This window comes from Veillonella sp. (assembly GCF_032470285.1).
GTDB lineage: Bacteria > Bacillota > Negativicutes > Veillonellales > Veillonellaceae > Veillonella.
On sequence record NZ_JAWEKP010000002.1, the window covers coordinates 196,572 to 213,668 of the forward strand.

The 17,097-nt window shown below is 41.3% G+C and carries 12 protein-coding genes and 1 pseudogene; all 13 read right to left on the reverse strand.

Annotated elements, in window-relative coordinates; genetic code table 11:
* Positions 1–411 precede the first annotated feature (411 nt).
* The 13 genes and pseudogenes from E7B10_RS03395 to E7B10_RS03455 all read right to left on the reverse strand — a co-directional run bounded on the left by E7B10_RS03395 (position 412) and on the right by E7B10_RS03455 (position 17,087).
* The gene (locus tag E7B10_RS03395; protein WP_004698110.1) at positions 412–2,541 is read right to left on the reverse strand and encodes a heavy metal translocating P-type ATPase; all 2,130 of its coding nucleotides are present in this window, start codon (positions 2,539–2,541) and stop codon (positions 412–414) included.
* A 255-nt stretch (positions 2,542–2,796) separates the two neighbouring features.
* Positions 2,797–4,329, reverse strand: a complete 1,533-nt coding sequence (locus E7B10_RS03400; RefSeq protein ID WP_316055490.1) for a glycine betaine ABC transporter substrate-binding protein — start codon at positions 4,327–4,329, stop codon at positions 2,797–2,799.
* 173 nt (positions 4,330–4,502) lie between these two features.
* Positions 4,503–4,829 carry a YolD-like family protein gene (locus E7B10_RS03405; protein ID WP_077707764.1) on the reverse strand — a complete coding sequence of 109 codons (327 nt, stop codon included), beginning with the start codon at positions 4,827–4,829 and terminating at the stop codon, positions 4,503–4,505.
* 56 nt (positions 4,830–4,885) lie between these two features.
* Positions 4,886–6,169, reverse strand: a complete 1,284-nt coding sequence (locus E7B10_RS03410) for a DNA repair protein (protein WP_077707765.1) — start codon at positions 6,167–6,169, stop codon at positions 4,886–4,888.
* Between the two features lie 204 nt (positions 6,170–6,373).
* A complete protein-coding gene (locus E7B10_RS03415) occupies positions 6,374–6,997 on the reverse strand; it encodes a DUF3969 domain-containing protein (protein WP_316055491.1) in 624 nt (207 codons plus the stop codon).
* Between the two features lie 472 nt (positions 6,998–7,469).
* Complete coding sequence (dnaB, locus tag E7B10_RS03420) at positions 7,470–8,828, reverse strand: replicative DNA helicase (protein ID WP_004694701.1); 1,359 nt, start codon at positions 8,826–8,828, stop codon at positions 7,470–7,472.
* A gap of 69 nt (positions 8,829–8,897) precedes the next feature.
* On the reverse strand, positions 8,898–9,344 hold the full coding sequence (rplI, locus tag E7B10_RS03425) for a 50S ribosomal protein L9 (protein WP_004694699.1): 447 nt from the start codon (positions 9,342–9,344) through the stop codon (positions 8,898–8,900).
* A 2-nt stretch (positions 9,345–9,346) separates the two neighbouring features.
* Complete coding sequence (locus E7B10_RS03430; RefSeq protein ID WP_155085848.1) at positions 9,347–11,368, reverse strand: DHH family phosphoesterase; 2,022 nt, start codon at positions 11,366–11,368, stop codon at positions 9,347–9,349.
* A gap of 19 nt (positions 11,369–11,387) precedes the next feature.
* Positions 11,388–12,344 (reverse strand): DUF2232 domain-containing protein, encoded by a 957-nt coding sequence (locus E7B10_RS03435; RefSeq protein ID WP_024066473.1) that lies wholly within the window; start codon positions 12,342–12,344, stop codon positions 11,388–11,390.
* A gap of 193 nt (positions 12,345–12,537) precedes the next feature.
* On the reverse strand, positions 12,538–14,706 hold the full coding sequence (locus tag E7B10_RS03440; RefSeq protein WP_083791382.1) for a ribonuclease J: 2,169 nt from the start codon (positions 14,704–14,706) through the stop codon (positions 12,538–12,540).
* Positions 14,707–15,141: 435 nt separating this feature from the next.
* A pseudogene (locus E7B10_RS03445) lies at positions 15,142–15,267 on the reverse strand (DUF805 domain-containing protein); the annotation flags it as partial.
* Complete coding sequence (locus E7B10_RS03450) at positions 15,251–16,048, reverse strand: uracil-DNA glycosylase (protein WP_123138167.1); 798 nt, start codon at positions 16,046–16,048, stop codon at positions 15,251–15,253. The pseudogene E7B10_RS03445 and the gene E7B10_RS03450, both read right to left, overlap by 17 nt.
* 265 nt (positions 16,049–16,313) lie before the next feature.
* The gene (locus E7B10_RS03455; RefSeq protein WP_287510659.1) at positions 16,314–17,087 is read right to left on the reverse strand and encodes an ABC transporter ATP-binding protein; all 774 of its coding nucleotides are present in this window, start codon (positions 17,085–17,087) and stop codon (positions 16,314–16,316) included.
* Positions 17,088–17,097: the final 10 nt, after the last annotated feature.

A 17,097-nucleotide genomic window follows, 5' to 3' on the forward strand; every position in this document is an offset into this window, starting at 1 on the left:
TCTAATAAATTATATACTATTTTATAGCTATTATTCAATTCAATTGTGAAAGTTTTGTTTATGTAGTATATACATAAATCACTTTATGTCTATTAACAATGCACAATTGTATATGTTAAAAGCATCTCAAAACATCCTTTTATCAAATCTACCAAAAAATCTAGCGAGCACATAGATTAATAAAGCTGCTAAACTAAAAAATCCACCAAAAGATTAAACCACTAAAACTTACAGTGAGTAAGTATGCAAACAAATAATCAGCAATATATCATTAGGTTAAATCTTATAAAAATAACCTCTATACTAGCTTATCGCTAATATAGAGGTTATTTGTTTTATCCTACTCTGTCAAATCAGAATCATGTCATTTGTTATATTTCTGCATTAATCTATAAGATTACTTTCACCAAATTAACGGCGCAAGATACGAATAGAGTTCAAAATACAAAGAATGGATACGCCAGTATCACCGAATACCGCCCACCACATGGATGCATAGCCCATAAGGCCTAGCGCCATGATAAGAATTTTAACGGCAATAGCGAATACTACATTTTGCCAAGCAACACGCAATGTTGCTTTGGACAAGTCTAGGATATGTGCAATGGCAGTCAAGGATGGACGCATGAACACAACATCTGCCGCCTCGATAGCCGCATCAGCACCACTACCCATCGCGCCACCTACATCAGCACCTGCAAGTACTGGAGCATCGTTGATGCCATCCCCTACGAACATAGTTGGACCATATTCAGAGCGAATATCTTGTACAACAGACAATTTATCTTGAGGCAACAACTGAGCACGTACAGCACTTACGCCAGTTTCTTTAGCAATGTAATTTGCACTTGCTTCAGCATCACCTGTAAGCATAACAGTTTTAATATCTTGACCATTAAGATTAGCAATCGCTTCAGCAGAGTCTGGGCGAGCTTCATCGGCGATGATGATACGACCTAAGTATGTATTACCTTCTGCGACAAGAACTTCTGTGCCATATTCAGCAGCTTCTGTTGGATAGCCTTGCACATTATAGCGTTCCATAAGACGACGGTTACCAATAAGTACTTGTTGACCATCTGCCATACCTACCATACCTTCACCAGCTAACTCTTGAACGAAATCAGAAGGTTCCACTGTAAGGCCTTGATCTTTTGCTTCAGACACGATGCTTGTTGCGATTGGATGTGTAGAAACGGCTTCGATAGCTGCCGCCATGGATAACAATTGACTGGAACTTACATGAGAGCCTACAGTTTCTACGCTGTGAACTTTGAACTCACCAGATGTGATAGTACCAGTTTTATCAAGAGCTACTGCTTTCACATTAGCCAACGCCTCGATAACTCGACCACCTTTTAATAAGATACCGTGTTTAGACGCATTGCCGATACCGGAGAAGAATGCAAGTGGCACGCTAAGCACCAATGCACATGGGCAAGAAATAACGAGGAATGTTAAGGCTGTGTAGATCCATTTATGCCATTCACCAGTAATAAGGGATGGGATGATAGCTACAGCCAATGCAAAAGCTACAACGATTGGTGTGTATACGCGAGCAAAACGAGTAATGAAACGGTCGATTTTAGGTTTAGAGGATGCTGCATTTTCCACGGCATCAAGAATTTTAGTAACCATGGATTCTTCAAGAACCTTATCTACACGCATTGTAATGCGACCAGATTCGTTGATACAACCAGACATAAGTTGAGTGCCAGGTACGGCGCGAACAGGTACAGGTTCACCTGTTACAGGTGCTGTATTAACGCGTGTTTCACCTTCAAGCACTGTGCCGTCTAGAGGAATTAAATCGCCAGGACGAACTTCGATAGTCCAGCCTACTTCAACCTTTTCAGGAGCCATAACTACGATTTCACCACCGCAGTCTGTATCTACAACGCGCACCTCTTGAGGACGCATATCAACAGCGTTCATGATTTCTGTACGACTACGATCAGTTGCTTTTTCTTCGAAGAACTCACCGATACGGTAGAACAAGATAACGCCTACGGCCTCAGGCAATGCATCGATAGCAATAGCACCCAATGTAGCGATAGACATCAAGAAGTTCTCGTCGAACACTTGGCCTTTTAAGATATTGCGACCTGCGATGCGCAATACTGGGAACGCAAGAAGAATATACGCAACATAGTAAATTGGAGTTTCAATACTCTCTGGTAAGCTGATGGATGGGACAAAGGATGACAAAACATCATAAATCATAAATAACAAGCCTGCTACGATGACTGCAATTGTTACAGCATCACCATCACGATCCTGGTCAGGACCATGATCATCCATAGCCGCTTTGGATTTACGTTCATAATCTGCTACGGTTATGCCCTCTTCGATGGCATCACAAATGTCTTGAATGTCACGTTTAAGAGCTTCACGGTCTTCCCAAGAGCCGGTTAATTTTAATTGATGTGTAGCAAGTGTGAAATTGGCAGTCTCTACCACATCCATTTTACAGATACGATCTTCAATTTTTGCTGCGCAGTTCGGACAGTTCAAATCCTTCAATAACAATGTTTCTTCCATGATATCTCCTTTGATAATAGTGAACGCTTCTATCCTGTATTGTAAGTTAATAGGTAATATTTTTCTAATACTTATTAGACATATCTTGTTTCATATCTTGTTATATATGTTCCTAAACATTTTTCATCAGATATTTTTATTTATATGAATACCTGTTCATATGTTTATATTACATCAAAGGAGATTAAATGTCAATACAAAATCATATTCAACATATATCAAATTTTATTTACTTTAGTTCTAACTATATTCACCTTATATCAAATTTCGTTCTACCAGGAATTTATGTGCTACATCAGCTGGTAGTTGATGTTCCGTTTCAACGGCGTAATTCATCTTCGCCATCTCTTGATCTGTAATCGTATGATTCAAACTTTCTAATACAGGGCGCAGTTCAGGATGAGCAATCAATACTTCGCTACGTACCACATTGCCAGACATATAAGATGGATATAAATGTTTATCATCTTGTAACACCGTAATCGGTGCGATACTTAATTGACCATCAGTCGTGAATATCGGCATTGCATCCACCTCATCACGACCAATAGCCGTATATTTTAGCCCTATATCCATATCTTTAGTAGCTTTAAAACTCATACCATACACGCGTTGTAATCCAGCATAGCCATCCTCACGACCAAAGAAATCATACTCCCCACCTAATGTTAGGGATGGTGCTATACGAGCAAGATCGGAATACGTTTTTACACCATAGGCCTGAGCAATCTCATTGCGCACTCCTATGCCATAAGTATTATTAAAGCCGTACATGCCGACCCACTCAAAATTATATTCCTCTTTGTAGGCCTGTGAAAGCTCATTAAATAGGCTTTCATCATACGCATCCGTACGTTTCAGCACAGCAGACCAAGCCGTACCAGTATATTCAGGATATATATCAAATTGGCCGGAAAGCATAGCTGGTTGAATATTTGATGTACCACCGCCTACACCTTCTGTAACCTCTACGGTTAAATCAGTCTTCTTCTCGATTAATTCTTTTAAAACATTCCCCAAAATAAGCTGTTCCGTCATAGGTTTCGTTGCAATATGAATAACATCGGTCTTCACATGACGGCAATACATAGCCCAGCCACCTATACCCATTGCAATTAGCGTCATAATCGAAACAAATATAATCGTATAACGCTTCATATGAGGGCTAATACGCGTTACTCTTTCACCTAGAGAAAAGAGCGCATCAACAGTAATGGCTAATAGTGCAATCAGTAGACTACCGGCAATCGTCAAAGCACTTTGATTCGTTGTAATGCCCCTATAAATCGCCACACCTAAACCACCAGCACCAATAAAGGATGCAATACCTGTCAAGGCAATGGTCATAACGAGCATAGTCCGTATACCAGCCATAATCGTCGGCATAGCCAAAGGAATCTCTATATTCCACAAACGTTGAATCCGCGTGAGCCCTAATGCAATCCCCGCTTCACACATGGCTTGATCAATCTGGTTAAGACCAGTAAATGTATTTCGTACCATCGGTAATAAAGCATATATAACCAATGCAATGATAGCCGTCGTATTACCAACACCTGATACGTACAACAAGAGACCTAGCATCGATATAGATGGAATTGTATATAGGAAATTAACTACTACCATAACGGGCACAGCTAGCCGTTTATATTCGTATATAAACACACCCAATAATCCACCGATGATGGTAGCAATAACAGAAGCTAATACTGAAATTTCTATATGCTCCCATAATAGCTGGAGGAAAAAATCATAGCGATTTATAAGTAATGATATGACATCATGCATTACATACACCGCCTTTCTAAGTCAAAAAACACGAAAAATTATATAGGTATATTAGAGTCAACAAAACTCAAGAAATCTTTATAAAGCTATATTTACCCATGATACTATTGTATACCTAATTATTTCTTAACTCTAGTCTATTTACCATACACAGTAAAAGCCATCATTTATATTTATATATCATACAAGTTCAGCTCTTTAATATATCTGAAAGGAATAACAGTTTCTTGTACAGATAGAATTTGTAATTGCTCACTAATCATATCAACAGCTCCTATAAGTTCCGTATATTTTCGTTTGTTGTAGTAAACGATTCGTACCCATTCCCCACAACGTACAGATTGTAAAACTGTATTTAACTCGTCTATTTGATCCTCTGATAACTCTGCCCGATTTTCTTTTGGCTTTGCTACAGCGGCTAATAACGCTTCAAATCCCCTCAATGCCGCAAAGGGCATAAATTGTTTTGCTCGCTGTAACCGAGACATGCGATGTTTCATTAATTTATACCTCCCCTTACGCGACTAATGTATTTCCAATGTATCCATTATAATATCTATTCCCCATTATGACCGCCTACCAAGGTATTTCTAAAGCGCATGGTTCCTTCCTCTTGTAAGCTCGATGCACGCAAAATAGAATTCTTACCAAACTGTTCCTTAATGGATAGCATAGCCTCTTGTACCTGTCGCTCTTTTTCCTCTTCATTTGTAGTAAGAGTGCTAAATAGGTCCACCTCTTGAGGTATGGCGGATTGATTGACTAAATCCTCAAAGCTGATTCCTATGCGACGGATGAGCTCATTTTTACGGCAATGCTGCTCGTATAATTTAATAACTGCCGCCGTTAACACCTGCAAAGAGTCAGTGTACTGCTTAAGCTTTTTAGAACCTCCTGTAGAGCGCATCATTTCATCAGCATAGCCGATATGAACGTGAATATGGTTCGTAACCCCTTTGATTTGTAAAAGCTCTAATACCAAGGACTCTACCATTTCGCGCATAGGCACGTATGCCTCTTCATAGGTATAATTACGCAACAAAATTTGACTGTGCGAGATAGAGTGCTTAATAGGTCGATACGCATGGATATCCGCAATCGTACAAGGCTCACGGCCCCAAGCATGGTCAATGATGAGCTCTGCATTAATGCCAAACTCCTTGTACAACTTCGCTTCTGGAATCATGGTAATACCATGTAAATCATAAGCACCGTACTTATGCAAGCGATTAGCTATACCCTTACCAATCTGCCATATATCAGTCAAGGGCTGATGATACCAAATTTTCTCTTTAAAAAGGCTTACATCAAGATAACCTATAAAATCAGGCGCATGTTTCGCCAAAATATCGAGGGCAATCTTGGCGAGAAACAGATTCGTACCAATCCCAACGGTGGCATAAATCTTCGTTGCCTCTAGCACAGCATCGAGTAACATCTGCGCCAACTGACGAGGCGTCTTTTTATATAGTGGTAAATAGGGCGTGATATCGATGAAATACTCGTCGATAGAGTACACATGTACATCTTCGGGCGCCACATACTTGAGCAAGGTTCCATAAATCTCAGCAGACACCTGCATATACCGCTTCATATGTGGCTTCACCGTCAAATACTCAATATGCGGTGGAATCTGAAATAATCGGCTGCGATTTTTCACACCTAAATTTTTTAAGGCTGGAGAAATAGCCAACGTAATAGCCCCCTTGCCACGAGAACCATCGGCCACCACCAGAGGTGTTGTAAACGGATCCAGTCCTAAATCGGCACACTCTACAGACGCGTAAAAACACTTCAAATCAATACACATATACATCCGATCCGTATCACCTGAACCCATACAAACACCCCCTAAACCGCTAAACAACGGGCTTTTACAAAAAACAGAACACAAAAATTTCTATGATTAGTATAACAAAAACCGAGAGTATTTTCAAACATATGTTTGTTTTTATAACAGTAAATTTTGAACATAAAAAATAAAAAGAGTACCTACTATTAGACATCAAATCTAATAGTAGGTACTCTTAAGTACGCATATAACTTAACCCAATATGGTTTCTTTAGGACTTGTATAATAAACTAAACCCTTTTCACTACTATAATCCATGCTAGACTCTTTGCGGCTACAAAAGTGACCTCTAAGGTCTATAGAAATCTTTCTTAACCACAATTGTTGTCGTTTATTGCTCAAAAAATCTTTTCCGTTATCACAAGAATCAAATAATTCAAGAGCTTCACTAAAAACCTCGGACTCACCACAGTTTATAGCTCGAAGATTAGTAAGGTAGTTACGCTTAAAAGCATCAAAGGCATCAACGCAATACTCACCTAACTCAATCAAAAACACGGTATACCCTAGCATAAAAATCATCATGATTTGCTCAAAACTATGATGAGATACAAAAGAAATATAGAGATGATCAATACTATCCGTATTAGGTACATCAAACAAATTAAAATCATTAATACAAGTATGATATGAGGACTCCATTAATCTAGATACACAATCCAGTTCCAAGGAATCTATCGCATCACGCAAATGACCTTCCCAATCAAAGTCTTCAAACCACTCTGCTGCATCAACAATATCTTCCATTCCCATACCTTGGAAAACAATCTCCCTTAAGTCCTTTGACAACCGGTATTCATCAATTAAATCTATCATAGACAAATGATAATGTAGACTCTCAAATACGCCTAGACTAATACGCTTGTATTTATAAGCCTCTGCAGCACCTAATCCAACCAGCAACAAATAAAACTCAATATTTTGTTTTCCACTAATAGTTAAATTCATCATACAAAGGATGGAAACCTTATATTCCACCTCACAATACTTACGTATTGTACGACACTATAAAATCTATCTAGTACTATTATACACTTGAATACGATTTATTTTCTACTAGTATAACGCCAAAACTTCTATTATCTTCTCTCCCAACAATACAACGAAAACTATCGAGTGCCACTATATTGATGGGACACCTTCATATGTACAGTGATAAAAAGAAAGGACTATACTTATGCAGCGACATCAGGTCACGAGGAGCAAAGAAGTATAGTCCTTTCTTTTTAATTAAAATGTAGCTATGTCACGGGGCCCCATCAATATAGGCACGCCCCGATAGTTTTCATTATTGTTCCGGCCCTAGGTCTCGGAATTCTACGTCTCTAAATTGTGTTAATTCTCCAACGAATTGGAGTTCCACGGTACCGACGGAGCCATTACGGTGTTTACGAATGAGGACTTCTGCATTGTCCCCTTTTTCGGAGTTTTCATCGTAATATTTATCGCGGTACAAGAAGATAACGATATCTGCATCCTGCTCGAGGGAGCCAGATTCACGAAGGTCCGAAAGCACAGGCCGTTTATCTGGTCTGCTTTCAACACTACGAGACAACTGCGACAAAGCGATAACCGGCACGTTAAATTCACGAGCAATCAATTTAAGATTACGAGAGATTTCGGACACCTCTTGTTGACGGTTTTCGCTACCCTTACCAGCATTTCGACCTTGCATCAACTGAATATAATCGACGATAACGAGATCAAGGCCATGTTCCACCTTGAGACGGCGCAACTTAGAACGCATATCTTGTACAGTAAGGCCCGGTGTATCATCGATAAAAAGCTTGGATTTGCTCATGCGGTCCGCTGCGGCAATCACCTTTTCCCAGTCAGCAGGATCCATATTCGCACGGCGCAATTTTTCAGAGCTCACACCTGCCACGGAGGACAAAATACGGCCCACAAGCTGTTCCTTGCCCATTTCTAGGGAAAAGAACGCCACCGTCTTGTCGTACAACATCGTTACATTTTGAGCAATGTTCAAGGTGAAAGCTGTTTTCCCCATGGCAGGACGAGCTGCTACGAGGATGAGGTCAGATTTTTGTAAGCCGTTAAAAATGTGGTCCACATCTTTAAAGCCTGTTGGCACGCCTGTAATAGCGCCATCATGCTGTTGCAATGCATTAAGTTTATCTAGATTAGATAAAACCACTTCCCCAATGGCAGCAAAGGATGATTCAGACTGGGTTTGACCGCTTACATCTAATACCATTTGCTCTGCCTTGTTAAGGATAGCCGTCGGCTCATCTTCGCCAGCATACGTCATGCCAACAATTTTATTTCCTGCATCGATGAGGCGCCGCAACTGAGCTTTCTCGCTAATGATTTTCGCATGTTCCTCAACATTGTATGACACCGATTCATTCGCAAGAGATGTAATATAAGCAAGACCTCCTACCGCATCGAGGCGCTTACGACGATCTAGCTCTTCACCAACGGTAATAAAGTCAGCTGTCTTATTGGCATGCACGATTTCTAAAATGGCATCGTAAATAATACGATGTGCATCGCGGTAAAAATCTTCAGATTTAAGAATACTTGTCACCGTATCTACAACGGCGCCCATATTGGATCCATTAGTTAATAAAGCCCCCAAAACGGCCTTTTCCGCATCTAAATTATGCGGCGGAATGCGTACATCCATGATAATCCCCTTCACACAACCACTATGGATAAAAGAATTCACCATACTCCAAGAGCATGGTGAATACTATTATTCGGCTACCACATTAACCTTGATAGTACTTGTAATTTCAGGATGAACACGCACTAGTACGTCATGTACGCCCAATGTTTTCAATGGTTCTTTAATTTCGATTTTCTTTTTATCAATATCTACTTTATATTGAGCTTTAGCAGCATCGGAAATATCTTTAGCAGTAACGGAACCGAATACGCGACCTTCTTCGCCCATGCGAACTTTTACAGTCACTTCAACCTTAGTCAATTGAGCGGCCAAGATCTTAGCTTCGTCATTTGCAACGGCTTTATTATGAGCAATGGATTCTTGTTTTTGTTTCGCATTATTTACGTTAGTTGCTGTACCTTCAAGGCCGAGGCCTTTCTTGATCAACACGTTACGGCCATATGCGTCACTAACTTCAACGATTTCGCCTTTTTTACCAACTTTTTTAACGTCTTCTAACAATACTACTTTCATTGTTATTCCTCCTCTTGTTCTGCGGAATGAAGCGCCTTAAGAGCATGCTCCAAAATGGCCTGCTTCGCTTCCTCTATGGTCATACCTTGTAATTGAGCACCAGCCACAGTTCTATGACCGCCACCACCCAAGGCTTCCATTACAACTTGTACATTTACCTTACCTTTGGATCGAGCACTAACGCCGATACCGCCATCATTTAGGGAATATAGTACAAAGGCAGCTTCAATATCTTCATTACTGATGAGCATGTCCGCACTTTGTGCAGCCAACGCCATCATATCCTTCAAGCCTTCAGGCGCTACGGAAATAGCAATCCCCTCAGTACGACTTGCTTCAAATACCATTTTAGCACGCAATTGGATAGAATCGAAAGTTTCAATAAACAATTGTTTAACTCTGTCGATATCCGCCCCTGCACGGCGCAAGAATGCTGCGGCCTCAAAGGTGCGTGCCCCAGTTTGTTGGATAAAGTTCTTCGTATCTAATACGATACCTGCATAAATACCTGTGGCTTCCGCTTTTGAAAGTTTTACAGGAACGCCTGCATATTGTACAAGCTCTGTTACGAGCTCAGATGTGGACGATGCAGTTGGTTCCAAATAGGTAAGCAATGGATTTTCCACAAAGTCCGCTGCGCGGCGATGATGGTCGATAACGATGCGTCGTTCAGAAATTTCAAGCGCCTCTTGAGCCGCCACCATTTCCTGACGATGCGTATCACACACGACAGTGAGCGTATTCGCATCTACCCATACTCTTGCAGCTTCTGCAGTAATAATATTCTCTTTCCAGAACTCTGACTCATTAAGAACATTCACCATTTTATCGATGGCACTAGTTTCTTTTGAAAGCGCAATGCGCACGTCTTTACCAAGTGCTCGAGCAATGGCGGCTACACCGATAATACCACCTAATGCATCGTAGTCTTCACGTTGATGCCCCATGATAAGAATCTTATCAGAATCAATCATAAGCTCATGTATTGCTTGAGATACAACACGAGCACGAACGCGCGTATTCTTCTCAACGCCTGCCGTATTGCCACCAAAGAAGCGGGTACTTTCACCATCCATAATGCACACTTGGTCACCACCACGACCTAAGGCGATATCTAAGGCTGCACGAGCACGACCAGATACATCTTTCACAGAACCTACATTTTCACTAATACCAATAGAAATCGTAGCTGGAACTTGACGCGGAGATGGTACTTTACGGATTCGTTCGAGCACTTTAAAACCATCTTCCTCCATCTCATGAAGCGCACCACGAGAAATGGCAAAGGTATACATATCATCTTGGAAGTTACGAATAAAGCCTTCGTAGCGATCGATTTCATCCATGATGATATTATTTATATCTGTCCAAATACTAGTATACTCACGATCACTAAGGCCTTTTGTCAATTCTTCGAGATTATCGATTTGAATCATACCCCATACAGGCTGTCCCTCTTCGGCTTTAATACGGGCTTTTTCTAGGTCCGTAATATCCTTGAAGTACAGCGCCATCACTGCATGTTCCGCCAGTTCATCTTCACTATCAATATCTGATCGGGTATCCCGAGGATCGATAAATTTATAAATAATTTGGAAGTATCGATTTTCATATTTTTCCGTCATATATCCGGACTTACCCCAGATTTTATCGATACGGAAACCAGGCAACAAAGCAGACATTTTTTGGAGCTTATTCCAATCCACCTTAACCCAGTCGGCGAAAACACTATTATTCCACACCAATGTGCCTTGCTTATTAACAAGAACAATCCCCATTGGCAAATTTTGTAAAGCAAAATTAGAAGCTTGTGTGACGTTTTTCATCATCGCACTAAACTGTTCTCTTGCTAAACGACGCCGGTTATGAAGGGTATTATAATTAACCAAATACGCCGCTACTACAATGATTAATGCTAAAATCGCAATAGCCCAATTTAAATAGGCCAGCAATAATAGCAATAATACGAGAACGGCAACAATGGTAATTTCTAAACCTTTCCATCTCCGTTGAAAGGATTTCATAACGGCCTCCTTTCTATTACTATTGACGCGCTTTGTAACGTGTCCGCAAATCTAAAAACATATCTATAACACCAAATATCGCTAGTGCTTGTCCAAAGAAGAAGGCATACACACCAAGCAATATCCACTTCAATTTATTACTCATGCGATAACTACTCATTAAGTCTGCTAAAGCTGCAAAGCCATGAACAGAACACATAGAGCTACCGAGGAGTAATACATTAGTACTAATGGCTGTGACCCATGAAGAGTCCATACTAATATGTGGAGCACCATATATACCAATAATGCCTAACGCATATAAACCGGCACTCCAGATAGGCATTCTCCACTCTTCAATCGGTAAAAATCGAGGTATGGAGATATGTAACCGCTTGCCTAACCATATAGATATCTGAATAGTTATATAACTATATGATACGGCAGCTATAGCTACAGCTACAAAAAACGCATCCTTCAAACCGGTAGCTAACTTATCTACATTTTTCACAAATAAATCCGCTTGTTCCTGTGTAATATTAGAATTCGTTTGTAATGCTTGGTCAGCAATCATACGAGCTTGCTCTGTCATCTGTATATCTATCATTGATAGGTCAATACCAGATATATACGCTTGTGCAATGAAAGTTACTAATACAGCAACAAACATAGCAATACTAGGGAGTAGTAACCGTTTAATTGTTCCTAAAGAAAGACGATTACCCTCTCCTACTCCTACACCTACCGTAGCAAATAAGCCAACAGGTATACCATTCCATGGTCCAAATAAAATTACTGCTAAAAAAGTAGTAACAATAGCTGCCGATATACTATATTTGCGGCCCCATTTTGTGCCAATTATGCCAATGGCCGCAGGTGTAACAAAAAATGATAAAAAGGCGAAAGCTGGTATATAAACACTGATAGCACTAAGGATAACACCTATAGCACTAACAAAGGCAGTTTCCACCATCGCTCTTGTATTTGTTTTATTCATAAATCACCATTCTTACATAAGAAGATATATTAATTGGTATCTTTTAATTATAACAGTTTAAAACGGTAACTTCAAATACCCCATATAGTAGACGAATGCGATAGCAGTGCTATTAATGGTAGTTTTTATTGCTCTTTTAAAATGTCAAAAGTACCACACCATGAGGTGCGGTACTTTTCTGTATTATATAAGATTATACGTCTTGAATAATCGGCAAGATCATAGGACGACGACGGGTTTTATCATAGAAGAATTTACCCAATGCGTCACGTACGTTTTGCTTAATGGTTGTCCAGTCTTTGATGCGTTGCATTTCACAATCTTCAAGAACTTGTTCTACGCGGCGCTCCGCAGCAAGCATGAGTTCTTCTGCGTCACGAACGTATACGAAGCCACGAGATACGAGGTCTGGACCAGCTACGATAGTACCAGACGCTTTGTCCATCGCCATAACAACGATAACCATACCTTCTTGTGCCAATTGTTGACGGTCGCGGATAACGATATTACCTACGTCACCAACGCCAAGGCCATCAACGAAGATAGCGCCAGCTTGTACGCGTCCACCTTTGCGACCACCATCTTTATCAAATTCAAAGATTTGACCATTGTCACCGATAAGGACTTTCTTAGGATCTACGCCCATAGCCACACCAAGTTCACCATGACGACGCAACATACGGTACTCACCATGAACTGGGATAAAGTATTCTGGACGAACAAGGTTAAGCATTGTTTTAAGCTCTTCTTGGCTCGCATGACCAGATACGTGGATACCACGGTCTTTACCATATACCACATTACAACCTAAACGAAGCAAGTTATCGATAGTTCTACCTACAGCACCTTCGTTGCCTGGAATTGGTGTAGCGGAGATGATAACAGTATCATTCGGTGCCAATTCTACAGTGCGATGATTGCTTGTTGCCATACGGGACAAGCCTGCCATCGGTTCACCTTGAGAACCAGTCGTTAAGATCATGATTTGGTCATCTGTGTAGTTGTGCATTACATCTACGTCGATGATTGTATTTGGTGGAATATTCAAGTATCCGCGTTCTTGGGCAATTTCTGTAACATTGACCATGCTGCGGCCCATAACTACAACCTTACGGTTGAACATAACCGCCGCATCAATAGCTTGTTGGATACGGGATACGTTGGATGCGAATGTTGCCAAAACAACGCGGCCTTTTGCTTCTCCAACAGCTTGTTTAATCGCAGGACCTACGGAACTTTCAGAACCAGTAGTACCTGGTTTTTCTACATTTGTAGAGTCCGATAATAGCGCTAATACGCCTTTGTTACCGAGCTCAGCAAATTTGTGCATATCCATCAAACGGCCATCAACTGGGGTTTGGTCAATTTTAAAGTCCCCTGTATGAAGAACCGTCCCGATTGGTGTATTAAAGTATACAGCGCAGGAGTCAGGAATGGAGTGATTTGTTTGGATGAAACCAACAGTCACTTGACCAATTTGAACTTCATCGCCGGCAGCAATCGTACGCAGACATTTTGGAGATACCTTATGTTCTTTAAACTTGCCTTCGATTAATCCACAAACGAGGTTTGTTGCGTATACTGGGCAACTAATTTCTTTCATAAGGTATGCCAAAGAACCGATATGATCCTCATGACCATGAGTAATTACGACAGCTTTCACGCGGTCTTTATTCTCGATGATATAGCTCATATCAGGAATAACGATATCTACGCCAAGCATATCTTCACTAGGGAATGCAAGCCCAGAGTCAAGAACGATGATTTCGTCCTCGTATTGGAAGATAGTCATATTTTTACCAATTTCACCAAGACCACCTAATGGAATGATTTGGAATTTTCCCTTGTTGGCGCCATTTGGTGTGCGACCGACTAATTCCACTTGTTCCTCTTGATTGTTCCAACCTGTAGAACGATTATTTGAGCGGTTATTATTGCGGTTCTGACCATTTTGACCATTGCGACCATTATTAGTACGCGTATTACGTGTATTTTCACCACGCGGTGCACGAGTTTGACGAGTTTTGCGTTCTTGACCTTCACCTTGTTCGGCATTGCGACGTGTATTTGTACGGCGAGTCGTATTAGTACGGCCACCATTCGCACTTGTGCGAGTATTTGTAGAACGGCGTTGGCGTGTTGCACCTTCACCTTCACCAGCTGTTTGTTGGCGCGTACGACCTTCGCCAGCAGGGCGGCGTGTATTTGTACGGCGACGCGTTTGTTTTTGCTCGCCTTCAGCCGCAGCTGTAAGAGTAGCAGTTTTTGCTACTGTTGGTTCTGCTTTCACTTGCGCAGTAACCTGATTATCTGTTGTATTCACAGTTCCTCCTAAAATTTTGTTCATTAATTTATTTAACATAGTTTTTCTCACCTATCACTTGAATTGATCTATGCCACGAGGAAATGTCACACAAAGAAAAAGGCGCTATTATACTAGCGTCTCGTCAAATGGGCGCAAAAATGCGCTATCAAATTTTGCCGTTCCTAGTTTGTGTGCCATTTGCCGTAGCAAATGAGTATAGTGCACTATCAGATGCTTCAACCGCAAGAGACTTCTGTTTTTATCTCAATCCGATACGCAGTGCAATATAGTCCGATCTGTTTTGATGAAAGCCTCACTTTCATACGTTGTGCTCATTATAACATAAAAACAACATAAACAAAAGAGTTCTACGCTTGATTCATCAAAAGTAACATAAAATTTTACTACTACTTAAAAGGGCGGCTCAAACCGAACCGCCCCAAAGCATTTCATTATTTATCATCTGGCATACTTTTATAAAATCCTTCAATATGCACTCACCAGCAATGCAACGAGAATTCGAGTAGTGAAAGCGCTACTCGTAGGCGATATCTTCATAATAGATGCCAACCGTTTGTCAATGGCGATGTTCCTCAACGCCTCACCATATTGATTGGCCTATAGCTTTAGCAAAACCTTCACGGTATAAATTAGCCCCACCGTTAGCCGGATGTCTAAGACCGATGGCTGAAAGGCCGAATCGCCCCATCGTGTCCGCCGATTTTTGACCGACAGCGAGCACGAGCGGCTTCGGTCCACCTAATTCGGTATGCAATGCCAGCAGTCTTTTCGTATATTTCCAGCCCAGCTGCTGCTCCGACTCGGTCGGTGTCCGATTAGTGAGCGGTTCGCCCGCCTTATGAGGATGAAAGGGAAATATATTCCACAACAGTGCATCGTATGGATCGATTCCCTGTTCAATGATGGCACTCCATACTACCGTATCCGTAGGTTCGTTGAACCCTTGTTCCTGTTGAGTCCGTTTCAGCATAGGACTCACAGGGGAACTAGTTCTGTGTAATGTAACAGGTGTTATCTGATGGGCCCGAATCGTTTTATGCTTATCCAACAACATGCGTTCACAAGTAATGGCAATGCCCGAAAAGCGCCCACCTTGATATCCAACAGCCTCCGCCACCACAAAGATTTTGGAGCGTCCCAACCGCGGCAACAAATACGCCATCAAATTATTACGACGCACCTGAGCCGCATCAAAGCCAGACCGAACAATTTCGAGAGCAGTATTCACCTCACCCCACGGATTGTGAACAAGCTCTCCCCTATATTGACCGAGCCAATCTACAAACTGCTGTACTTTTGCAATCTGATTCGTATCAAACGAGGCTATATATTCATCAAAAGACAGCGTTTTTTCTTCCTCTGGTGCAAATAAGGACATAGGATTTCCCCCAATTTATACTACCGAACCATATAATTAATAATGCTGTATATCATGATTATCAAGCTTTTATATACTGTATTTATACACTAAAACCTATAGTAATACAATCCATATATTACGATGCCCAATCATGATATGTGATACTATATCCGATAATCACGCACTACATAAAATGTTGCTGTTACTATATTTATAGTAGCACCCATTTCTGAAAGTTTGATGCAAAATTAATACTCAAATATATCTACATGCAACATCACATTTATATATAAAACTCGATTTTGTCTTCTTTGGCGAGTTGGAATTGTTCAAATATGTGGTTTCGAATATTGACGAAGGACGCCGAGGTCCTGTCCGTCCTATCGATGAGATTGACGGGGATAATGGTTTGCACCCGTCCCGGATTAGCAGCGAGCACTACGACGCGATCCGCAAGAACCACCGCCTCTTCGATATCATGCGTAACGAATACGACCGTTTTACCCTCTTCACGGCAGATACGGGAGATTTCATCCTGTAAATTGATGCGTGTCAACGCATCGAGGGCCCCTAGCGGTTCATCCATGAAGATAATGTCCGGATCGACCGCCAACGCCCGCGCAATGGATACACGTTGCTGCATCCCACCGGACAACTCCGCCGGATAGCGATTGTGCGCATGGTCGAGCCCCACCATTTTCACGTATTTGTCGATGATAGCAGGTCTCTCTTCCTTAGGCACATTCTTACTTTCAAGGCCCAGTTCAATATTGCTTTCCACCGTTCGCCACGGCAACAGTCCGTAATTTTGAAAGACCGTTACATACCGCAGTTGAGGTGCTTTCACCTCCGCGCCGTCGATGGTAACGGAGCCCGAAGTAACGAGCTCAAAGCCTGCCATAGCATTTAAAAGCGTACTTTTACCTGACCCGGAAGGACCTAAGAGACAAATAAATTCACCTCGTTCAATGTCCAGATTAATATTTTCAAGGATGGTGAGCGGTTCTCCATCTTTCATAAATTCCTTGTGTGCATTGCGCACCGAAATGTAACCCATGCGTCCACCT